Source organism: Chloroflexus sp., assembly GCF_034432675.1.
Classification (GTDB): Bacteria; Chloroflexota; Chloroflexia; order Chloroflexales; family Chloroflexaceae; genus Chloroflexus.
This window is the reverse complement of record NZ_DAOUBI010000145.1, coordinates 20,819-43,445: the sequence shown is the minus strand read 5'-3', so window position 1 is coordinate 43,445 and position 22,627 is coordinate 20,819. Positions and strand designations below refer to the sequence as shown.

The window sequence follows — 22,627 nt, the reverse complement described above, 5'->3', positions numbered from 1 at the left end:
CTCACGATCTGGCGCGTGCAACGTCATTGACCCGGCTGGTCACGCGGAGGCCGGGTGTGCTCGTCACGAACATGGGATCGAGCGGCAATGAAGAAGATACCTTCTCGTAGATGTTTTTTGAAACAGGTTCTACTCGATACTGTAAAGCAAAACCGTATTAAATCTATCCACGAGATTTGATCGCCACTCTTTACAGCATGATTAGTCAACTGCAACGTTCAACACGGATGGTCAAAGTTCTGAAGTACAAATGTTCAGATGCAGACCCGCTGCCGTTGTTGCAAATAATACCCTCTTTCTTTAATTTCAAAGATGTTAGCAAAAGTCAAGATTTCGGCACACATGTACAGGGTGATTGCCCATACAGATTGCCGCCTACTGTCACTCATCGGTGATATTTCGAGTGACCGATAAATACTGTTGTGCCAAAAATCGGTTGCCTCTGTCATCTCTATTATCAGGAGCATGTGATGCATCCATACGCACCATCATGACCTGATAGCGGAGCTGGATTGGCTCACACGGCGCGATCAAACAGACTAACCGGGGTTCTGTTCAAATGCCAGCTTTCTGAAAGGAGGCAGCCCAATGTGACCGTAGATGTCACAACTCCCTGCTATGCTGTACGTAGCTATATCGCACGAACGTACATCGCAGACCCACGTATCGGGATGACACGGTATCGCAGCCACGTACAGTGAGTAGCCCTGCGCCATCACTGAGAAGTGGCCAACTGCGCGAAGGAGCTACCTATGGGCTTTCAATCATCAGACCTGGAGGAACTGCAACCGTATCGAATCGCTCGCTACCGGCTTGGCCAAGCTCTTCTGCGTACTCCAGAGCTGCCAGGAATTATCGCTGTTTTATTGTGGATGGTTCTTGGTGGCGTTGTGTTGATAAATGCTCTACCGGCAGTGTTGTGCAGCCTCTGGTTCCTGAGTCGATACCTGCTCATCGGCCAGACGTACCGGATGCTGAATAACGGGCAGTACCATCCGGCAATGCGGCTCGCTCGAATAGCCAAATCGCTCAACCCGTTCTCGGTTGACACACACTGGCTGCTGGGCCTCATCGCACTCCAGCGCAATCGGCCACGGGTAGCGATAGACCACTTGAAGAAAGCGTGCCGGCTTGATCCTGACGATGCCAAATTGTACGCAGCATTGAGTATCGCGCTGATTGATCTGGAAGAACCAAAGGCAGCTATTCAATATGCCAGAAAAGCACTCGCACTCAACCCTGATTTATTTGAGGCAAACATGGTAATGAGTGATTTTGCAGAAACTAATGAACAGATCGAGTACCATGTACGTCTGGCAATCAATACTGCTCGACGTCCGGTTGAGCGTGCTGTTGCTTACTGTACTCTCGCTAATTATTTGATTGAGATAGGACGGCGTAGTGAAGCAGAATCTTTCCTGGCTCAGGTGATACCTCTTGTGCCGGCCTGTCCTCCGGCCAGTCGTGGGCAGCTTCATTACCGTCTCGGTGAATTGTTGACCGCCTGTGGCAAACACGATATGGCCCGCGATCAATTCTTGCTCAGCATCAAAATCGACCCCAGTGGCCCGTGTGCTGCCAACGCCTGGCGAGCCGCTGCACTTGGTTTCATTGAGGAGCATCGTTCGCGACATCATCAGCCGCTGGCAAGCCATGAAGTAGGCGGTACTGATGTGATACCTTCGTTAGATGAAATGGCAAGCAAGCGACGTTCACGTTCGGGATGAAGTGCCACAGATGCAGAGCGGCAGATTGGCTCGGCGGGTGAAAACCCTGCCTCAATGCGTGGAAGCCCCTCCGGGGCTGGCCTGGTCGCGGGAAGGGGGCCGGGTGCTGGCGGCGGGATGATGGTGCGGCGGGTTCATTGTTCGGCGGGTTGAAACCCCGCCTCAATGCGTGGAAGCCCCTCCGGGGCTGGCCTGACGGCGGGGAGGTTTACCCCTAGCCCCAACGGGGCTGCCACGGCGTCAGGCAGGGCTTCAGCCCGCCTGACGGGGCGGGTTTTAGGCGTGCTTCGGCCTAGACCCAGCGGGACTGTCACGGCGTCAGGTAGGGCTTTAGCCCGCCTGAAGGTTAACATCCAGAGACCGACAAAGGAATGGCGAGATCAGTACATCAACAGATGGTTACGGCAAGATGGATAGTCCGGTTCGCGACCCCGGAAATGGCGCCGAACAGGGCCAGGTTGCCATCTCATCATTACCTGCGCGAGAGCCGTCTTAAAACCGGTTCTCATCAACGGCCAGAGGCTGCAAAGACGTTGTAATCAAGGGGGTTCTGATTGACCCACTGCCCATCGCGCCAGACCCAGACCTGGTAGTCAAGGTGTGGCCCACTCGACATACCGGTCGAACCAATGTATCCGATCACATCACCGGGATTGACCCATTGACCATCACTGACGGCAAAGCCTGACAGGTGAGCATAACCGGTGCGATAGAGTTCGTTAGTAACCCAAACGTGGTTGCCGGCAGGCCAGCTATTCGATGTGATCTTGACCTGACCGGCATGGGTGGCGTAGACCGGCTGATTCCAAGTACCTTCTGGATCGGCTTTTCCATCACCGTTGCCATCGATAGCCAGATCAATCGCCCCCCAAACCGCTGCCGGCGCGTGGGTGCCGACACCATAACCTTGCGTCATAACGGTATTGGCAACACCGAGCGGATTTCCGGTGGGCACGAGCGAATCGCTGAGTCCCCGTCCCTGTGGTTCGGCTACACCGATCAGTCCTTGTTGGGACGACACATCAGTGCTACCGACAATGTTCGCTGCCAGGGACTCACTCGCATTTACTGGACCGCGCCAGCCACTGAGCACAGGCTGGTTAGATCGATTCATCGCATTGAAGGCAACAAATGCCAGGAGTACGATGGCAGCAAAAACAAAGATAGGAAAAAAGATTCGCATAGTGTGTTTCTACCGCAGATGTTGGATAAACGTGAACCTGTTTAGTTATCGATCACTCATGGAATATTGCCGGTGCGCCATTGATCAACCAGCCGCGTAACGACATTGATATATCCCTGAACATCATTCTCTATCGACGGTGCGTAAATCGGGATGACTTCAGCCACTGTCTGAAGTCCGCGGCCACGAATGTATTCCACATCGATCAGGCGATACCAATCGGCAATACCGGCTTCCCAGTTGGGGTAATCGCGAAACCGGCCATAACAGGTTGGGTAGCCGGCACAAATAATATTTCCGACGTTGTGGGTTGTGCTACCATCTGGCTTAAAGCCGGCCCAGTTCGGATTGGTAGCGGCCCCGCTTTCATGAATAAAGAAGGCAAGGGCATAGGCTGGATCAATGTTATATTCCACACCAAGGCGGTACCAGATTTCGCCGGTACCGGTCGCCGGTGAACCGTAACTTTGCAAGATCCGATCAATCTGTACCGGCGACAGGCTGGGTGCAGCTCGCAGACGATAATCGCCAGGCGCAGGAACTATAGCAGGACTCATACCAGCTGCTGCGACAATACTGGATGCTACCGAGCCGTCATTCACCCTTGCGTACTGAAAGCTCAAAAATGGCGATGCAACTGCCAGACTGAACCACAATCCAACAACAACAATACTGGTAACGGCAATTGCCAGCAACACGAGCGGCTGATTAAACCAATCGGCAATTGTAAGGGGTTCAGGCCGACGGTATGTCGGTGGTGGTAAGATCAACTCGTCGGTAAGCTCCGCCGGTACAGGCACGAACGTTGTTTGCCGCTCAAAGCGAGGTACTTGGCTGACGACGGTTGTAACCGGTGCTCGCTTTGGCTCCGGTGATGGATGCTCCGCTGGTAGATTGTGTCTGGCACGAATGGGAGCAACCCGCCCGGTTGATAACGACGCCGGTTCTGGTCTGTTCATTCTGGGATGATGCAGCGCTGATGGTCTACCCACCGATCCACCGGGTCGGACCGGTGGGGACAAATCTTTGCCTGCCATTGGTTGAGCGTTCCGGGGCGGCTCAGAAGTACGCCGATAGCCTGGACGAAGCGGAGGCGTTGATCGAGCTGATTGTCGGGCACGCTCATAAGCAGCCCGTACCTCATCAGGAATCCGCAAACCCTGCGGTTCGACCGTCGTATGCGATACAGATGATTGATCCGCCAGAGCCGCATCAAGATCGGCAGTAAGATCGGCCAGCGGCTGCGTCGGTGCATGCACGATCTCCGGATCCTCAATTGGAAAGAGAGGCTGGCCTGGCCGTCGTGGCCCTCTCTTGCGATTGGAGAACGTGCTCACTTGCCCCACTCCTGTGCCAGTCGATGCCACTCTTCTGGCGTTGGCAAACGAAATGTACCATCACGGTTAAGATAGACCAGTTGCTCTTGATGGATTGTCACTACCAGATCGGCCAACCCATCGCTGTCGACATCTTCTAATGATAATACCACAGGCGTCAGATCTTCGCCTAACCCAAACAAGTATGGGCCTGGCCAGGTTTGCACCTGGCTCATGTCACTACCCGGAATAACCATGATCACAATCTGCCGATCAAGATTGAGCGCCATAAACCGCGAAGGATGACCGGAGCGCTCGGCAGGTAATCCGGCATAGCCGGTCAGATGGGTGGTGCGTGGCCTGCCATAGCGCCAATCGTCGATGATCGTGCGACCAACGTCGGTGATAGCTCCAACCAGTATGGTAAGCGCACCAATCGCTAGTGCGATCACGGCTCCCTGCATGATACGGCCTATCCTGAAGGTTCGTTGCACCCGGTGTAGTTCACGACTGGTAGTTGCCATGCCAGGCCTCCTCTGCGAGCTTTACAATGCCACACCTTATCAATCATTATTCGGGAATAGATCCTTCCTCGCATCTTCCCTGACCGGTCGACGATCTGCCGGGTGTTGCCGCTTGACCATGTGTTGATATGTGTTGGCATGATGTTCAACACTGTATCGAACATTTGTTCTAATTCTAGCAAAAATTGTCACTATCGTCAAGCTCTCTTTTCTCATTCTGATGATGAAATTCGTCCAACAAAATGGATTGCTGGTAGTACGATGGTTCGCTAGCGGCATTACAATGAGGACAGTGACACATCCCGGCAAAGTTGCCTAGGCTCCGTTTCCCCGCAGGCAACGGTCATAATGAACGTTCTCCCTGATGACAAAGAAGAGGTGCTATGCGTTATTTACTCGATCAACGTTCTTACGACGAAATGTTAGCACGGAAGAGCCAGCCGCGTGATTGTTACGTGCGCAATCAGGAGTATTGTCATCACCTCTACATCGATGGCGTCAAATACACTGTCGCCCGTGCCGTATATGCCTGCCTGAAAGAAGCGCAGGCTAAGAACGATGTTGATGCACTGCTCCATCTTCAGATGCACGTCACCGATCTTGAGCGGTTGATCGGTGAGGCGCGTGCCCGTGGCGAAAACGTGGCAACGCTCCGCATGCTGGGCGATCCGCCCCCTACTGAAGATGAAGCACGTCCGCAACTTAGTAATTCGTTTTCACCTGAACAGCCGACAACACCGGCAGAAACCGGTCTCAACCGTACATTCCTTACCGAGCAGTTCTTGCGCATTCTCTACAACAAAGGGCGAGCAACCGGGATGGAGCTGGCTGAAGCGATGGGGCTATTCTACCGGGTGATTGAGCAAATCATCGTCGACCTGCGGAATGTCGAACAGATTGATATTGTCGGCCAACGTGGTTTCGGCGATATTAACTATGAGTACGTGCTGACGCCACGCGGGCAGACGGCGGCGCAGGCTGCGATGGAGAAGGTTCAGTACACCAGTGTCTGCCCGGTACCGCTTGAACGCTGGATCGAGTCGGTAAAAGCACAGACGGTGAAGAATGTTAAGGTAACACGCCGGAATATCCGCGATGCGTTCGAGGGTCTGGTGATCGATGAGTCCATTCTGAATATGGTTGGGCCGGCGGTCAATTCCGGATCATCGGTGATGCTCTTCGGGTATCCCGGCAACGGTAAGACAACGATTGCCGAGCGTATTACCTATCTGATGGGTGACGACATCTTTATTCCGTATGCGGTGTATACCGATGGCGCCATCATCAAAATGTACGACTCGGTTATTCACGAGCCGCCTCGTAATCCTCTACCAGAAGAGGTTGAATATGACCGGCGCTGGGTTCGGATTAGTCGACCAGTGGTCATTGTTGGCGGTGAGCTAACGCTCGAACAACTCAATCTGATCTACAACCCGACCTCAAAGATCTACGAGGCGCCGTTTCAAATGAAAGCCAACTGTGGCATCTTTTTGATCGACGACTTTGGCCGCCAGCAGGTGCGCGTGTTCGATTTGCTCAATCGCTGGATCGTGCCCCTCGAAAAGCGCTATGACTTTCTCAATACGGTATCAGGGCAGAAGATCCAGATTCCGTTCGATCAGCTCATTATGTTCAGCACAAACCTCGATCCCAAAGACCTGGGTGACGATGCTTTGCTCCGTCGTATCAAGTTCAAGATCGAGATTATCGATCCAACCGAAGAGCAATGGCGGGAAATCTGGAAGATCATGTGTCGGGTTCGCAAAGTTCCCTACGATGATCGCAGCATTGATTATCTGATCGCCAAGTGGTTTCGCCCCGATCAGCGGCCGTTTCGGATGTGCCAGCCGCGCGATATTCTCGATCAATTAATCGCAATTGCCCGCTACAACATGGAGACCCCAACGCTGAGCCCGGACTTGCTCGATGCCGCGTGCCTCTCGTACTTCCCTAGCAAGGAGAAGAAGAACTTTGGCGCCAAGGTGCGGTTGGATCTTTAGACGAACGTATCATCTGGTTCTAAGTTACCTTAATTTATCCCATACCACCCTCTGCGCTTGCGATGCCGCTGTGGTGCAGCGAATCACCACAGAGACACAGAGGATGTTGCGTATAAAATCTGGTTTGGTGGAAAGCATCACTCGTGATCGCGCCATCACGCCGGCGGCGTCCTAGTGCGGAGACGGAGAACGGTATTTCCGCCATTTATCCCATTCAACTCTCTAGGCTCTCGGTGCCGCTGTAGTGTAACGAATCACCACAGAGACACGGAGAACACAGAGGATGCTTAATATAAAATCTGGTTTGGTGGAAAGCATCACTCCGGTACGCAGCGCGTATCCGTGCCAGTACGCGACCTTGGTGATGGGGATGGATGAGCACGGGCCGGCAGCACACCCCACGGAAAGTTGCCGGTACCGCGTAGACAACGCTACAACATATGGCATCGTCGCCACAACGTTATTCCACTGCGTGCGAAGCGGGAACACTGATTCGACGCATCTGCGCTCAGGGGTTGTGCCACGGTGATCGTCGGATCACGTGTCATCCATGCTATGACACCAGATTTGACATGGTAGCCCACCACTCATACCGGTATAATTCCGTACTATACCCAACATTATCAACCACCCATAACCGATTGCGCCAGATTTGTGCCTTCTTACAGACTTCTTTGCTATTGATTTAAGATCGAATCGTTCTTTGCTCTACTCATTCGCTCAGGATTGATGGTTGTTTATGGCTTCAACAAGCCTCGTACCTTTCTTCACAAGAAGTGATCGGATGGTTGCAAGCGGTAGACAATTGATCGTAATTCCGTTATAATTCTGTAGCGGTAAGATACTTTGTAGGATAAATTACGGATATTTTCCTGCTACTGCCGGCTCTGGCCGGCAGTCAATGATCGTCTGTATCTTGCGCAGAGCTTGGTTTCGGGAAGGATGGAACGATGACAGGAGTGCTCACCCTCACCCGCACGTCGGTCGGCAAAAAAGTGATTATGGCGCTGACCGGCTTCGTTCTCGTTGGCTTTGTCGTTTTTCACATGTACGGTAATTTGAAGATGTATCAAGGCCCTGAAGTGTACAACGCTTATGCGGCCGGTCTGCGCGAACTCGGCTATCCCGTTTTCGGCCACGAGCATTTGCTCTGGATAGCACGCTTTATCTTACTGGCCTCAGTATTTTTGCATATTTGGGCCGCCACCAGCCTGACCCTTCAGAGCCGGCGCAGTTTGCAGGCGAGCAGTATTTCAACGGTACGCCGTTATGGGCAGCACAAGCGCCAATCAGGGTATGCCGACTATACAATGCGGTTTGGCGGTGTATTGATCTTTCTCTTCATTATTTATCACATCCTACATCTAACCTTCGGCGTCGTCGGCTATCAACCCGGGCAATTCATCCATCCACACAATAATGTGTACGAAACCTACAATAATGTCGTGTATGGCTTTCAAAATCCACTGATCGTTGGCTTTTATCTCCTGACAATGGTCTTCCTGGCCCTTCATCTCTACCACGGTGTCTGGAGTATGTTTCAGACGCTTGGCTGGAACAATCGCACCTATGATCGGTTATTGCGCGGTCTGGCAATTGTTGTCGCAGCAGCCGTTTTCATTGGCAATATCTCATTTCCGTTGGCGGTCTACTTCGGCTTTGTCGCGTAGATAGTCCAGACCAACGCTAGAAGAGCGAGGAAATTCGCATGAGCGAGACGAAGAACGAGACGACTGTTCGTACCGGGACGCGGCAGGTTGAGTATGTCAGTGTCCTTGACTCCAAAGTCCCGACTGGCCCGATTGAGCAGCGCTGGGATAAGCATCGCTTTGAGATGAAGCTGGTAAATCCGGCCAACCGCCGAAAATACACGATTATTGTGGTCGGTTCTGGACTAGCCGGAGCGTCGGCAGCCGCTACGCTGGGTGAAGCCGGGTACAACGTGCTTTGCTTCTGCTATCAAGATAGTCCGCGTCGCGCACACAGCATTGCCGCTCAGGGTGGTATCAACGCAGCCAAGAATTACCGCAACGACGGCGATAGCATTTATCGCCTCTTCTACGATACCGTGAAAGGTGGCGACTTCCGGGCACGTGAGAGTAATGTCTACCGCCTGGCCCAGGTCTCTGTCAATATTATCGACCAGTGCGTGGCCCAGGGTGTACCGTTTGCCCGTGAGTACGGTGGTTTGCTTGATAACCGCTCGTTCGGTGGTGCCCAGGTGGCACGCACGTTCTACGCTCGTGGTCAGACCGGCCAGCAGTTGCTGCTCGGCGCGTACCAGGCTTTGAGCCGTCAGATCGCAGCCGGTACAGTGAAGATGTTCCCCCGTACCGAGATGCTTGATCTGGTAGTTGTTGATGGACGAGCGCGTGGAATCATTACCCGCGATATGGTGACCGGCAAAATCACGCGCTACGCTGCCGATGCGGTTGTGCTGGCAACCGGTGGCTACGGCAATGTCTTCTATCTGAGTACGAATGCCAAAGGGTGTAATGCCACAGCGATCTGGCGCGCTCATCGTCGGGGGGCGTTTTTCGGTAATCCCTGCTTTACCCAAATTCACCCAACCTGTATTCCGGTCAGTGGTGAATACCAGAGCAAGCTAACTCTGATGTCGGAGTCGTTGCGTAACGACGGCCGGATTTGGGTACCGAAGAAGAAGGGAGATACACGCCGCCCGCAAGACATTCCTGAATCAGAGCGCGATTACTATCTCGAAGAGCGCTATCCCAGCTTCGGTAATCTGGTGCCGCGCGACATTGCCTCTCGTGCTGCCAAGCAGGTGTGCGATGAAGGGCGCGGTGTTGGTCCCGGCGGTCTGGGGGTCTATCTCGACTTCGCCGATGCGATTAAGCGCCTGGGCCGACAGAAGATTGCCGAACGCTACGGCAATCTCTTCGATATGTACAAGCAGATTACCGGCGAAGATCCGTATGAAACTCCAATGCGGATTTATCCCGCCGTTCACTATACGATGGGTGGACTGTGGGTTGATTACAACCTCCAGAGCACGATCCCCGGCCTGTTCGTGATCGGTGAGGCGAACTTCTCGGATCACGGTGCCAATCGGTTGGGTGCGTCGGCGCTGATGCAGGGTCTGGCCGACGGCTATTTCATTCTGCCTTACACCATCGCCAATTTTCTGGCCCAGGTTAAGCCCAGTGGTATCAGCATTGACCGTCCTGAATTCGCTGAAGCCGAAGCCGAGATCAACCAGCGTCTTCAGCGTCTGCTCAGCATTCACGGCAAGCGAACCGTCGATTCGTTCCACCGCGAGTTGGGCAAGCTGATGTGGGACAAGTGCGGTATGGCACGCAATGCGGCCGGTCTACGCGAGGCATTACAGCGCATCCCTGAGATTCGCGCCGAGTTCTGGGAGAATGTGAATGTGCCCGGCGAGGCCAACGATCTCAATCAGGCACTGGAAAAAGCCGGACGGGTGGCCGATTTCCTTGAACTGGCCGAGCTGATGTGTCTAGATGCTCTCCATCGTGAAGAGTCGTGTGGCGGCCACTTCCGCGAAGAATACCAGACACCTGATGGTGAAGCACTGCGCAACGACGAGCAGTTCTCGTATGTGGCAGCGTGGGAGTTTACCGGCGATCTGGCGAAACCTCGCCTGCACAAAGAGCCGCTCGTCTTCGAGTACGTTAAGCCGACCCAGCGCAGTTATAAGTAATCCGGTTGGATGCTAGCGATTTCGTACAGGTTTCTGTTACTATCAGTTTAACTGCTGCCGGTTGACACCATCAATCGGTGGCCGGAGATAGAGTATGAAGATCACGCTGAAGATCTGGCGGCAGAAGAATCGCAATACTCCCGGCGAGTTCAAGACGTATGTTATGGATAACGTCAACCCCGATATGTCGTTCCTCGAGATGCTGGATGTGCTTAACGAGGATCTCATGTCGCGAGGTGAAGAGCCGGTAGCGTTCGATCACGATTGCCGGGAAGGTATCTGTGGTATGTGCTCTCTGATGATTAATGGCGTTGCCCACGGCCCCAAGAACGCCATTACCACCTGTCAGTTGCACATGCGCAGTTTCAAAGATGGTGATACCATCACGGTCGAACCCTGGCGTGCGTCGGCATTCCCGATCCTGAAAGACCTGGTGGTTGACCGGAGTGCGTTTGATCGGATTATTCAGGCTGGCGGATACATTAGTGTTAGCACCGGATCGGCACCCGACGCCAATACCATTCCGGTATCGAAAGTAGCTGCTGACCGGGCAATGGACGCCGCAGCCTGCATTGGCTGTGGTGCCTGTGTGGCCGCCTGCCCGAATGGTTCGGCGATGCTGTTTACGGCGGCAAAGGTCACCCACCTGGCGCTGCTGCCCCAGGGCCAGCCAGAGCGGTATCAGCGAGTCGTTAATATGGTGGCACAGGCAGATTTCGAGGGTTTCGGCAATTGTACGAATATCGGTGAGTGCGCTGCGGTCTGCCCCAAGGAGATCAGCCTTGAGACGATTGCCCAGCTCAACCGCGATCTGGTGATGGCAGCGCTTCGCGGTATTGAACCGAATACGCCGATTGTGCCGACGACGACTCGTTAGGCTGTTCGTTATCCACTGTGTCTACGTAATCCCTCTTCCACTGGTGTGGAAGAGGGATTTCTATAGCGCCGGTAATCTCAAATCTACTGCATCTGAACGACGCACTGCCAGACAATGGTGCCAGGTAGGGGGGCACGGCATGCCGTGCCCCCTGACCACAACTCGTCGACTCGCCGGTAGCACTGGATGATGACCATTGTTGAGCAAAATGGGGAAACCATTGCGCTGCCGTGCCTGATCACGGCTGGCGCGGCAGCGTTGCCGCTGCACTTCATACCACGCGCCACGGGCAACCCTGTCTGACAAGGGATGATCACACCGTACACAAAGTTAGCACGCTGGTTCGGCGCATCCGCGCACAGTCGTAGTGTCGGGGTAATCGTTGAGTCGCGTGTCACGAGCACTATTACCCAGCGCTGACACAACCATCACCTCGATCACAAATGCTCCGCCCGATATCGTTCACGTAGCTCGTCAATACTGATCAGGGAACCATCGGCTTCCTCAACAAACCAGTACTCCCAGCCGTTAAACGCCGGTTTGTTCTGGGCCCTGGCGGCAATGGCGTGAATTGATCCGCTAACCCCGTTCCACACGACATGGCCATCAGCCTTGACCGTAGCGATAACGCTGCGGTCACGATTCGAGAGTTGCTGACCAACTGCGATATAGCCCGCCGCGATAAGTTGACCAAATGCCACTCGCGGCGCATCCCGTTTTGAAGGGGTGGTCAAGATCTGGTGATCGACCGCGACCGGCGTAATGGCAGCCAGCCGGTTGCGGGCAATCGCAACATACGTCGGGTCTTGTTCGATCCCCAGATAGTGCCGGTGTAGCCGTTTGGCAACTGCGCCGGTGGTACCGGAACCGAAGAATGGATCGAGCACGACATCACCCGCTTGTGATGAAGCAAGGATGACCCGGTACAATAGGGCTTCTGGTTTTTGGGTGGCATGCGCTTTACGGCCATCAATTTTGATCCGTTCGGCGCCGGTGCAGAGCGGGATATGCCAGACATTCTGCATCTGTTTATCATCATTCAGATGTTTCATCGCCTGATAATTGAACGTATAGGTCTTCTGATCAGCCGATTTTTTTGCCCAAATGAGGGTTTCGGTCGCGTTTTGAAACCGGGCACCACGAAAATTGGGCATTGGATTCACTTTATGCCAGATCACATCGTTCAAAATCCAGAATCCGAGGTCCATCATAATGGTACCTACGCGAAAAATATTGTGATAGGTGCCGATCACCCAGATGGTGCCGCTATCTTTGAGAATGCGCCGACACTCGCGCAACCAGGCACGGGTGAAGGCATCGTAGGCGGTCAAATCAGTAAACTTATCCCACTCATCATCTACCCCTTCGACAAGGGTCTGGTTTGGTCGTCGCAACTCGTTACGCAGTTGCAGGTTATAGGGCGGATCGGCGAAGATAAGATCAACAGACTGATCTGGAAGTTTTGGCAAAATATCCAGACAGTTTCCACAAATGATCTGATCGATTGGAAGCTGCGTGTATTGTTCGGTATCCATATCCATTTAATCAACAGAGTCATTCTGTGAGTACATGCCATCGATTGTTATCGATAGCGGACAACCGCTGCTTCTTTCGCTACTTGTTCGAGAACGTTGAGCGTAATCGTAGCAGTATGCCGATATGAAAAACCGGCTGCCTGGGCCAGTCCGCGGGTGCGCAGATCGGATCGTAGCGCCTCATCGCCCAAGAGGCGATTGATTGCGGCTGCCCAACCGGCCACATCATCGGGTGCGATGCGGAGTGCGGCGGCTCCAACAACCTCCGGCAATGAACTGGCGTCGCTTACAATCACCGGTGCACCACACGCCATTGCTTCCAGGGGGGGCAAGCCAAACCCTTCATACCGCGATGGATAGGTAAAGATGGTGCATGCCTGATAGAGCAGGGGGCCGTCGTCAACCGGAACATCAATGCGACGGACAGCCTTCGTCAGATCAAGATCGCGGATCAATTGATCAATATCGGGAAAGAGGCGGGGATCACGGCCCAACGCTCTCCCGGCAATCGCCAGCGTACAGTGGGGATGCCGACCATGTACAAGCGCAAACGCACGTAACAACGTTCCCAGATTTTTTCGTTCATCAAGCCCACCGACATAGTAGATGAAGGGCGGTTGCACACCATAACGGGCGGCAACCAGAGTCTGAGCGGCGTGTACATCAGCGGCTGGACGGTATTGATCACCGGCAGCCAGATAACTCACCGTAACCCGGTCAGGTGGGATGGCCAGGTAATTCAAAATCGTACTCCGGCTGAACGTCGAGAAAGTTAACACATGTGCACTGCGCAGAGCTGCGCGCCGAGCTAATGCCATATAGCCCCGCACAGCCCAACTTCCCCGATAGGCCGGCAAGAGCAATGGTATCAGATCACCGATAGTAGTGACAACCGGTTGACGTGCGCGCAGCGGTGGTGCAAAGTAGGGCACAAAGATCACCGTCGGTTCGCCGTTGCGAGCCAGGCGTTGGGTGATGACAGGGATGGCAATCTGTTCAAAGATCACCTTTGCGATCTGGCGTGGGCCGCCAATCTTTACCGTGATCCCCTCAACACCAACCGGAAGTGCAGGAGTTTTGGTACCAGCCGGTACTACCATCAGGTAACGATGCTGTGGTGCCAGACGATGCAACCAGGGCAGTACATGATGCAGATACTGGCCAATGCCCACGGTCGGCTGGGACCAAAAGCTGCCGTTGATCACGATCTGCACAGCAAACTCCTCAACAATTCGCAAAGGCAGGGGAATTAGTGCTACGCGGTTTATTGCTCTAATAATAGCCATTGTTGGAGCGATTGTTACAACATTGTACCGCAATTCGCAATTCCGTCAATCACTTGACTGATCAATTGACACTCTTCGTCGTCAATGTGATAATCACCCGCACAACCATCGTCTCGTGGGCACAACCTTCTCTCACAAGAGCAGCCTCTGAACGTAAGGTGTAGTATGGCACGACATTCTCAGCATCTCAAACCAGAGTCATGGCTGGTAGCAGCCGGACGTACGATTGAAGCCGGTGCGCCGCTCAATGTTCCGCCAATTCCGGCATCCAATTTTCTTATCGGTCAAGGGCGTTCATATGCCCGCAATGATGCAACACCAACCTGGGAAGCCCTCGAAGAGATTGTTGGTGGTCTTGAAGGCGGGCGGGCAGTGGCGTTTGCGTCGGGAATGGCGGCGATTGCTGCCATGTTTGATCAATTGCCCGCCGGTGCACAGGTTGTGTTACCGGACGATTGTTACCAGGGTGTGACCGGGCTGGCAATGGCCGGGGCAGCGCGTGGGCGCTGGTCGGTGCGACGGTTGGCGCTTACCGATACCGAAGGCTGGCAGCAAGCCTGTGCCGCGGCCGATCTGGTCTGGCTTGAGTCGCCTTCCAATCCGTTGCTTGTCGTTGCCGATCTCCCGGCAATCTGTGCTGCGCCGCGCAAGCCCGGTACCATCGTCGCGGTAGACAATACCTTCGCCACCTCGTTGAACCAGCAGCCGCTCGAGTTTGGGGCAACCCTCTCCATCCAATCGGCCACCAAGTTTATCGGCGGACATTCCGACTTGCTCGCAGGTGTGGTAACGACTCGTGATGAACAACTCTGGCACGATTTGCGACGGTCGCGTGAATTGACCGGAGCCACCCCCGGCACTTTCGAGGCATTTCTGGCGGCGCGTGGTGCGCGCACGCTGGCATTGCGGTTGGAACGGGCGCAGCACAATGCGATGGAGCTGGCCCAACGGCTGTCCCGCCACCCGCTGGTTAGCTGTGTCCGTTATCCGGGTTTGCCAACACATCCAACCCATGCCATTGCCCGTCGAGTATTGAAGGGTTTCGGTACCATTATCTCGTTCGATCTGCGCGGTGATGCCGCATTTGCCGATGCAGTCTGCCGCAACGTCAGTCTAATCCGCCATGCGACCAGCCTGGGAGCTGTTGAGTCAACCATGGAGCGACGGGCTGCAATTGCAGGGCAAGAACACCTGCCGCCCACACTGTTGCGGCTTAGCGTTGGGATCGAAGATATTGATGATCTCTGGGCAGATCTCGATGGTGCAATCCGACGGGCTGCACAGTCACAGTGAGGATCAACCGGACAACCGACTGCGTTCGGTGCGCAAATGTGCGGCCAACGCGGCGACTGGCGTAAACTCTGTTGCCCACTCATCATCGAGCGGCCAAAACGAGTCAAGACCGCGGACACCGCTGCGTTCGTAGGCCAGCGCCTGAGCCATCAGCTCAAGCCGATCAACCGCTTTGACCAACCGGGCTTCCCGTGAGGTACCGTCAACATACTCATCCCACAGCGTGAGATACTCATCACTGCGGGCCAGATGACCGATCAACGCCGCCAGGCCATCCCGTTCGGCCTGGCGTTTCGTCTCTTTGCCAAGTAGGCGGGTGGCCGATGCCGGCAAATCGCCCAACAGCGACTCGGCCAGGTCGTGCAACAAGGCAATTGCCAGCAATCGCCCGCGATCAATGTCGGCAATCTGATCCCCGATCAGCAGACAGAGAACCGCCACTCCAAACGAGTGTTCGGCAACACTTTCGACATCACGTACTCCACGTTGTAACCAACCGGTACGCGGCAGCAATTTGAGTGCCAGGAGATGCGGGATAAGTGAACTTAACGCAGGTGGTTCCATGTGATTCTTTCCAGAAATGTCTGATACATGCACGGGATTGCCAATCGTGTATAGGTAACAACAATCACTAAGTCAAATCCGGTTCAAGAAACGTCATCGCTCATACCGACAGCAACCTAAGCATGAACGTGGAGAACGGCATTTCTGCTACGCACGCAGTGGTATCACACGCGGCGGACATACGGTTTCCAGACCGAGTTGTCCGTGACGCATCGTGTGGCGTGCGGCAGCCACGTTTCCACATTTAGCGTACACATCGATAGATGCGGGGCGCAGCATGTACCCGTACCGGTACATGAGGGTGAAGGGCATGCCTGAGCGTGAGCTGGAAACCCGCTCCACCGGGAACTGCCGGTACATTGCGGACAACGCAGCAACACATCGGGCAGAGGCCGGGCTGATCGACGACGATTGAGAGGCTCGGCGATGATGCACAGCATTAGTCAAGATTTGATATGACACCAGTATACTTTGGTACAGTACAGGGTAATGAACAATCTGCTCTGCTTGGCCTTTCCCTCATGATCACCTGGTAAACGACAGCCTCATGGTATACAGCATAACACAATTGCTGAGGCGAGGGACGTTGTAAAGACATCGTAGCACTACCAAGGCACTGAGAAAACCTTTAGGCGGGCAGGGTTGTGGTCATTTGCGGGTGCGGGGTGCCAGGAAGTATACGAGGAAGGATGGGCACATGCAACTGGAAACCATCAAGGTTCAGGCATTCAAGTCAATCCGCGAACTGGAACTTTCGCTACGGCCCCTCAATATCTTGATCGGTGCGGATGGTAGCGGAAAATCAAACATCTTAGGCGTCTTTGCATTTCTCAGCGCAATGGTTGAACGCCATTTACAGATGTATGTTGCCCGAGCCGGCGGGGTAGATCGCATACTCCACTTCGGTCAAAAAACACCGACTCATTGCAAATTGAATTGTGGTTTACGAAGAAAGATAGGCGGGCCAGGGGAAATATCATCGCAAATGGATATCGCTGTGCGCTGGTTCCAGCCGTAGGAGATCGCTTCGTGTTTGCCGAGGAACGCGCATTCTTCCATGACCGCCGCTACGATAAGCCCGTTGAAACACTGTTGGGTTCCGGTCACGAAGAGAGTCTGTTACCGACCAATGACGGCAGAGGTATCCCAGCGTATGTCTTCAAGGCAATGCAAAGCTGGATCATGTATCACTTTCACGATACCAGTGATTCGGCTAGAGTGAAACAAACTGGCGATATTGACGATAACTATCGGTTACGTCAGGATGCATCGAATCTGGCCGCATATCTGTACTATATACAGCAACAAGCGCCAGACCATTATCGCAATATTGTCGATCTTATCCGCATGGTTGCCCCCTTTTTCGATGATTTTGTGCTCCGACCCAGTCCGTTTAACCCTAACAAAATAAAACTGGAATGGCGAGAGCGAGGTAGCGATACCTACTTTGATGCTTATGCTCTCTCTGACGGAACCCTACGCTTCATCTGTCTGGCAACACTGCTCCTCCAACCGGCGTGGAAGTTGCCGGCCATCATCTTACTTGATGAACCGGAGATGGGGCTACACCCTTACGCCATACACGTACTGGTCAGATTGCTACGTAGTGCAGCCACGCAAACGCACGTCATGTGGCTACTCAATCGGTAACGCTCGTTAACAGTTTGAGCCGGAAGACATCGTTGTTGTTGAACGGCAGGATGGTCAGTCTGTCTGTAGACGCTTGACGATGGAGGAGACTGAGACGTGGCTCAACGGTTACGGGCTGGGTGATTTGTGGGAAAAGAATATTCTTGGTGGCAGGCCACTGCCATAACGCATTCCTGGAAGGCATCTGACCTGTCATTGTCATTGCAGTACGTGTTGCGGTTGAATAACTCTCAACCATCATCCCAACGTAGCATTGTGCAACAACCTGACGTTAAGCGCCTCTCATATCACATCTGGTAGAATAGAAGCTATACCACCAGTCAATACTATTGCACCTGAACGGTTCACCACCGGACAACAGGAGGGACGACGCATGCGTCGCCCCTACAGCGCCGACGACAACGTATCAACTCGCCGGTGGCACGCTTGAACGATGATCACCGGGCATCAGTGGGGGCATGGCAGACCGTGCCCTTACTTCTACTGGCGACATATGATTGTTCTTGTACGGTGCGCACGTCTTGCGGCAGACTCTCACTCAACACTCCCCTCGCGCGGTGCAAGGAGGCGGTTCGTGCGCAGTGTAGCGAGGGTCTGGGCAGCTTCCTCGGCCATGCGCACGATCCGATCCAGGCTGGCCCGGAGGGCTGGATCAGATATCTCTTCGCGTACCAGTTGCGCTTCTCCCATGATCACCGTTAAGGCCTGACTGATATGGTGAGCAGCGCTGCGCACGGTTAGACGCACTTCATCCACTTCGCTGCGTAATTCTTCGTAGTTACGGACTTGCTGGCGAAGCTGATCGTAGCTGACCGCACGACGGAGTGTGTACCGGAGGGTTTCGTGGTTGATCGGTTTTGTCAGGTAGTCGAAGGCACCGAGTCCCAGGGCTTCAAGCGCCGCTTTCGGCGAATCGTTTGCAGTCGTGACGATAATGAGTGGCCGATCTGGTTCCAGGTTTAACCAGTTGAGAATATCAAACCCACTGCCATCGGGTAAGCCGAGGTCAAGTAGAATGATTCTTGGTCGACGCGAGAGGATCGCCAGACGAGCTTCGGCAATGTTGCGTGCAGTATCTACGGCATAACCGTCGCGCCGCAGCATTGTGGTGAGGGTGAGTTGCAGGATTTGATCGTCTTCCACCAGGAGAATTGGTTCTTGCACCGGATTACTCCATTATGTGAGCGGCAGCCACCGGCAACAGGAGTGCCGGCCCTTGTAATTCTTAAACCAACCTTCAACCTGTGTGTATTGTGCACACTTATTCCGATTGTTGCATGGTAATCTGACAGGTCGGACAGAAATAGGTACTCCGCTGGGCCACAACAATCCGTTCAATCGTGCTCTGACAGCGCGGGCACGGCTCACCGGCCCGGTCGTAGACATTGAAATGCTCTTGTTGCGTACCCTGTCGGCCATAACCGTCACGGTAGTTGCGCAACGAGCTGCCCTGATTGGCGATGGCTTCCTGCAGCACGTGCCGGATGGCATGGTGCAATTCGTTGATCTGTTCCGGCGTGAGCATTACGCCTGGGGTCAGCGGGTGAATGCGAGCCAGCCAGATCGCTTCATTGGCGTAGATGTTGCCAATGCCGGCGATCAGGTGTTGATCGAGCAGCAAAGCTTTGATCGGTGCCCGGCGGTTTTGCAGGCGTTCGGCTAATGCAGAGGGAGTAAAATCAGCGGCGAGCGGTTCCGGGCCATGGACTGCATCCAGAGCGGCCAGCCCTTGCCGGTCGAGCAGGTGGACGCGGCCAAACTTCCGCTGATCGTTGAAGATGAGTCGCCGCCCGTTGTCGAGATCGAGGGCAAAATGGACATGCCGTGCCTTAGAGGTCTCCGGTTCGGCAACCAGCAATTGTCCCGACATTCGCAGATGAATGGCCAGCGTCCACTCGCCATCGAGCGACAGCAGCAGCCACTTTGCTCGCCGCCCAATCGCCTTGATGCGCCGTCCGGCAATCAGTGCGGCGAATTCATCAGGCGACGGTGTCAGCATTTTTGGCCAGTCAAGTTTGGCCAGCCCGGTAATCGTGCGTCCCTGAAGCTGCGGGGCGAGGGAGCGGGCAACAGTTTCAACTTCAGGAAGTTCCGGCATAGTACGTTACCTATTCACGCCATTCGGCTTTACCATCGGCCCAATGCTCCTGTTTCCAGATGGGCGCAATCTCTTTGATCCGATCCATAATGTAGGCCGCAGCCGCGAAGGCGGCGTCGCGGTGCGGAGCCGCAACGACAACCAGCACTGCCGTCTCGCCAATCTCTAGCCGACCGACCCGGTGGTGAACACAGACCCGCCCAATCGGCCAGCATGCTCGTGCCTCGTCGGCAATCTGACGTAACACCGGCACGGCCATTTCGGTGTAGGCTTCGTACACCAGAAATGCTGTAGGCCGTCCACCGAAGTGGTTGCGAACTACGCCGCTAAAGGTGACAACAGCCCCATCATTGGGCGTCTGGACTGCCGCTACCAGTGGCGCTGGATCAAGCGGTTCTGTGGTAATGACAAACGGTTCGACCATAATCAACTCCGTCCGCCACTTACTGGCGGGATAAAGGCGACCTCATCACCGTTGGCTAACACAGTCGTCGGTTGGGCGAACTGTTGGTTCACAGCAAAGAGCAGGCGTCCGGTATAACCGGTCAGGCGGGGATATTCGGCAGTTAGTTGTTCCCACAATTGACCGAGGGTTGTCCCTTCAGCCAGAGTGTAGCTGGCTTCGCTACGTCCGACAATATCGCGATGTCCGGCGAAGAAGCGTACAGTAACCGTAATCATCAGCCTCCTCCTGACTAGAGCCGGGCTTCCCAGCCACCATCTGCGGTAATGACAGCCCCGGAGAGATAGCCGGCGGTTGGACTGAGCAGGCAAAGGATGACACTGGCCACCTCTTCTGGGGTGCCCAGGCGTCCAAGTGGTACCCGCCGCGCAAAGCCACGTAACGCTTCATCGGGACGTTGGGCGTTCAGCAAAGCGGCATTGGCGCGGAGCAGTGAGGTGTCGATCATGCCGGGACAGACGCAATTCACCCGTATCCCATCGGCAGCGCCATCGAGCGCCATTGCCCGGGTGAGCGCAATGACACCACCTTTCGAGGCTGAGTAAGCGGCCCAACCAGCTTCGGCGCGTAACCCGTAGACCGAAGCAACATTGACGATGGCCCCACCGCCGCGTCGGCGTAATTCGGGCATCACAAAGCGCGAAACCAGGAATACACCGGTCAGATTCACGGCAATAATCTCTTGCCAGAGCTGAACGGTCGTACTTTCAATTGTCCCCGGTTGTTGAATCCCGGCGTTGTTCACCAACAGATCAATACCGCCGAACGTTAGCACTGTTTCATTGGCAATCCGGGCCGCATCGGCTTCATCACTGACATCGGCGATAACGGCCAGCGCCCGCCCGCCCCAGGCGTTAATACCGGAAACCAGAGCCGTTGTAGCCGCTTCATCACGGTCGGCAATCACTACTGCCGCCCCTTCACGAGCCAGTGCAAGAGCGGTTGCGCGCCCGATCCCCTGTGCACCACCGGTAACAATGGCTATTTTGCCTTGAAAGTCCATGGTTCACTCATCCTCTGTGGCCGGCAATGATGGTGCGGTGTTCCCGGCCTGAAGTGCCTCGGCTGCCACCCGTCGCCAGAAGGCACCGAACCGGCGTGGTGGTTCGCCACGCCACGTCACGAATACCGGTGGCTCGTAGATCATAACCTGCAACCCACCGGCCCGCAACGCAGCCACATACTCACGAAACCGCGGCGCAACGCTGGCCGTGACATGCACCGTCAGCACCTGGTGTTCAGCCGCAAAGGCGCGTACTTCGTCAACCACAACCCCGCGCCGGATACTGCCGACCCGTCCGGCAATCGCCTCTAACGCACATTCGTACAGAAAAAAGAGCCGCTTGAAGCTCAGTTGCGCCGTCGCCAGAAACGGTTCATCGAACACAAACACCGCCGGCGCCGTTGGATTGGCGACCAGCGCCGGATCGGTTGGGCTGAGGCTATCGCCGTGAAGCCAGACAATCCCGCCTCTCATCACCTTCCCTCCAGTTCGGCCAGTGTCACCCCGAACAGACGCCGGGCCAGGTTTTCGTAACTGTCATCGAACGGACAGCCCCCCTTCGCCAGCGGGCAGCGAGCGCAGAAGGAGCCGGCGCTAAACCGTTCGACATTCTGCCGGTTGAAGATGTAGGGCTTATGGCTGAACGTGCTGTTCACCCATTGCCACGACAGACTATTCGAGGCCGGATCACCGTCGAGCAGATGACGGTAGAAGAGATCGGCCCCCTCACGCCAGTCAACCCCTAACCAGTGAATGAGATACGCCGCAACCCACATGCGGGCGTGGTTGTGCATATAACCGACGGTGTACAGCTCACGAAGCGATTCGTCGATGCAGACCAGACCGGTGGCCGCCGCAGTCACTTCGGGTGGGAGACGACGCCGAGGCACACGAGCTTTGTGTTTTGCTGGCTCAATATCGTGGTGAATACGATCGCCGAGATGGGTATACACAAGCTGCCAGAATGCCCGCCAGGCCAGCTCATTGACAAATTTTTCGGTGTCTGGAGTGATACCAAACCGGCCCAATATCGAATCGCGCACTTCGGCCAGGCTTAGCACCCCATGGCGCAGGTATGGCGAGAGCATAGAAACGCCGCGTTGCACCACATCATTGCGAGTACGGGCGTAGTGGTGAACGTTAAATGTGCGCAGCCGATGCAGCGCTGCCCGTTGCCCGCCACGAATCGGTGAAGGTTGGGCCGGACCTTGAAAAAGGCCGGCCAGCGCTTCCGCCAAATAAGCGGCCTGCTCTTCACGGGTTGTCAGATCGGTACGGAGTTGCATTGGTTTCAGTTCAACTGCTCTTATCGAGTATACCACAAGTTCAGATGACGGCGAATATTGCACAGTGCATTCTGCTTGACAAACCCTCACCCCAACGAAACCGGTTGGCATGCCATGGGGTGCAAAAGCTGCGCTCACTC

At 54.8% G+C, this 22,627-nt stretch carries 20 protein-coding genes and 1 pseudogene; 8 read left to right on the top strand and 13 right to left on the bottom strand.

Translation table 11 applies throughout. The annotated features are described in order from the left end of the window. The first annotated feature begins 752 nt into the window (after nucleotides 1–752). Nucleotides 753–1,727 carry a tetratricopeptide repeat protein gene (locus VAE55_RS11085; RefSeq protein WP_322815846.1) on the top strand — a complete coding sequence of 325 codons (975 nt, stop codon included), beginning with the start codon at nucleotides 753–755 and terminating at the stop codon, nucleotides 1,725–1,727. A 508-nt stretch (nucleotides 1,728–2,235) separates the two neighbouring features. Here the strand turns inward: VAE55_RS11085 and VAE55_RS11080 are convergent. Continuing rightward, entirely contained in the window at nucleotides 2,236–2,910 is a 675-nt protein-coding gene (locus tag VAE55_RS11080; protein WP_322815845.1) for a M23 family metallopeptidase, read from the bottom strand. Nucleotides 2,911–2,966: 56 nt separating this feature from the next. Continuing rightward, nucleotides 2,967–3,710 (bottom strand): glucosaminidase domain-containing protein, encoded by a 744-nt coding sequence (locus VAE55_RS11075; RefSeq protein WP_322815844.1) that lies wholly within the window; start codon nucleotides 3,708–3,710, stop codon nucleotides 2,967–2,969. Nucleotides 3,711–3,763: 53 nt separating this feature from the next. Between VAE55_RS11075 and VAE55_RS11070 the strand changes: the two genes are divergently transcribed. After that, nucleotides 3,764–4,138, top strand: a complete 375-nt coding sequence (locus VAE55_RS11070; protein ID WP_322815843.1) for a hypothetical protein — start codon at nucleotides 3,764–3,766, stop codon at nucleotides 4,136–4,138. Between the two features lie 105 nt (nucleotides 4,139–4,243). Here the strand turns inward: VAE55_RS11070 and VAE55_RS11065 are convergent, their stop codons facing one another. Beyond that, nucleotides 4,244–4,750 (bottom strand): hypothetical protein, encoded by a 507-nt coding sequence (locus tag VAE55_RS11065; RefSeq protein ID WP_322815842.1) that lies wholly within the window; start codon nucleotides 4,748–4,750, stop codon nucleotides 4,244–4,246. Nucleotides 4,751–5,133: 383 nt separating this feature from the next. Between VAE55_RS11065 and VAE55_RS11060 the strand changes: the two genes are divergently transcribed. From VAE55_RS11060 to VAE55_RS11045, 4 genes are all read left to right on the top strand, one after another. After that, a complete protein-coding gene (locus VAE55_RS11060) occupies nucleotides 5,134–6,750 on the top strand; it encodes an ATP-binding protein (protein ID WP_322815841.1) in 1,617 nt (538 codons plus the stop codon). Nucleotides 6,751–7,700: 950 nt separating this feature from the next. Continuing rightward, nucleotides 7,701–8,420: a succinate dehydrogenase cytochrome b subunit gene (locus VAE55_RS11055; RefSeq protein ID WP_322815840.1), complete on the top strand. Its 720-nt coding sequence runs from the start codon at nucleotides 7,701–7,703 to the stop codon at nucleotides 8,418–8,420. 38 nt (nucleotides 8,421–8,458) lie between these two features. Continuing rightward, nucleotides 8,459–10,432: a fumarate reductase/succinate dehydrogenase flavoprotein subunit gene (locus tag VAE55_RS11050; protein WP_322815839.1), complete on the top strand. Its 1,974-nt coding sequence runs from the start codon at nucleotides 8,459–8,461 to the stop codon at nucleotides 10,430–10,432. A gap of 94 nt (nucleotides 10,433–10,526) precedes the next feature. Next, nucleotides 10,527–11,309 (top strand): succinate dehydrogenase/fumarate reductase iron-sulfur subunit, encoded by a 783-nt coding sequence (locus VAE55_RS11045; RefSeq protein WP_322815838.1) that lies wholly within the window; start codon nucleotides 10,527–10,529, stop codon nucleotides 11,307–11,309. Nucleotides 11,310–11,746: 437 nt separating this feature from the next. On the opposite strand, the gene VAE55_RS11040 is transcribed toward VAE55_RS11045, so the two are convergent. Together VAE55_RS11040 and VAE55_RS11035 are read right to left on the bottom strand one after the other, a co-directional pair. After that, complete coding sequence (locus VAE55_RS11040; RefSeq protein WP_322815837.1) at nucleotides 11,747–12,844, bottom strand: site-specific DNA-methyltransferase; 1,098 nt, start codon at nucleotides 12,842–12,844, stop codon at nucleotides 11,747–11,749. A gap of 47 nt (nucleotides 12,845–12,891) precedes the next feature. Then, on the bottom strand, nucleotides 12,892–14,058 hold the full coding sequence (locus tag VAE55_RS11035) for a glycosyltransferase family 1 protein (RefSeq protein WP_322815836.1): 1,167 nt from the start codon (nucleotides 14,056–14,058) through the stop codon (nucleotides 12,892–12,894). Between the two features lie 237 nt (nucleotides 14,059–14,295). Between VAE55_RS11035 and VAE55_RS11030 the strand changes: the two genes are divergently transcribed. Then, complete coding sequence (locus VAE55_RS11030; protein WP_322815835.1) at nucleotides 14,296–15,423, top strand: trans-sulfuration enzyme family protein; 1,128 nt, start codon at nucleotides 14,296–14,298, stop codon at nucleotides 15,421–15,423. A gap of 3 nt (nucleotides 15,424–15,426) precedes the next feature. Here the strand turns inward: VAE55_RS11030 and VAE55_RS11025 are convergent, their stop codons facing one another. After that, entirely contained in the window at nucleotides 15,427–15,987 is a 561-nt protein-coding gene (locus tag VAE55_RS11025; RefSeq protein WP_322815834.1) for an HD domain-containing protein, read from the bottom strand. A 697-nt stretch (nucleotides 15,988–16,684) separates the two neighbouring features. Between VAE55_RS11025 and VAE55_RS19155 the strand changes: the two are divergent. Next, nucleotides 16,685–17,803 (top strand): annotated as a pseudogene (locus VAE55_RS19155) (AAA family ATPase). Nucleotides 17,804–18,171: 368 nt separating this feature from the next. On the opposite strand, the gene VAE55_RS11010 reads toward VAE55_RS19155, so the two are convergent. From VAE55_RS11010 to VAE55_RS10980, 7 genes are all read right to left on the bottom strand, one after another. Further along, entirely contained in the window at nucleotides 18,172–18,801 is a 630-nt protein-coding gene (locus VAE55_RS11010; RefSeq protein WP_322815831.1) for a response regulator, read from the bottom strand. A gap of 97 nt (nucleotides 18,802–18,898) precedes the next feature. After that, on the bottom strand, nucleotides 18,899–19,735 hold the full coding sequence (mutM, locus tag VAE55_RS11005; protein WP_322815830.1) for a bifunctional DNA-formamidopyrimidine glycosylase/DNA-(apurinic or apyrimidinic site) lyase: 837 nt from the start codon (nucleotides 19,733–19,735) through the stop codon (nucleotides 18,899–18,901). A gap of 10 nt (nucleotides 19,736–19,745) precedes the next feature. Then, nucleotides 19,746–20,159, bottom strand: a complete 414-nt coding sequence (locus VAE55_RS11000) for a molybdenum cofactor biosynthesis protein MoaE (protein ID WP_322815829.1) — start codon at nucleotides 20,157–20,159, stop codon at nucleotides 19,746–19,748. 2 nt (nucleotides 20,160–20,161) lie between these two features. Then, the gene (gene moaD / locus VAE55_RS10995) at nucleotides 20,162–20,416 is read right to left on the bottom strand and encodes a molybdopterin converting factor subunit 1 (RefSeq protein WP_012257741.1); all 255 of its coding nucleotides are present in this window, start codon (nucleotides 20,414–20,416) and stop codon (nucleotides 20,162–20,164) included. Between the two features lie 14 nt (nucleotides 20,417–20,430). After that, nucleotides 20,431–21,201, bottom strand: coding sequence for a glucose 1-dehydrogenase (locus tag VAE55_RS10990; RefSeq protein ID WP_322815828.1), 771 nt, complete (start codon nucleotides 21,199–21,201; stop codon nucleotides 20,431–20,433). A 3-nt stretch (nucleotides 21,202–21,204) separates the two neighbouring features. After that, nucleotides 21,205–21,675: a hypothetical protein gene (locus VAE55_RS10985; RefSeq protein ID WP_322815827.1), complete on the bottom strand. Its 471-nt coding sequence runs from the start codon at nucleotides 21,673–21,675 to the stop codon at nucleotides 21,205–21,207. Beyond that, nucleotides 21,675–22,487 carry an FAD-binding domain-containing protein gene (locus VAE55_RS10980; RefSeq protein ID WP_322815826.1) on the bottom strand — a complete coding sequence of 271 codons (813 nt, stop codon included), beginning with the start codon at nucleotides 22,485–22,487 and terminating at the stop codon, nucleotides 21,675–21,677. Before VAE55_RS10980 ends, VAE55_RS10985 begins: the two co-directional genes overlap by 1 nt. Nucleotides 22,488–22,627 lie beyond the last annotated feature (140 nt).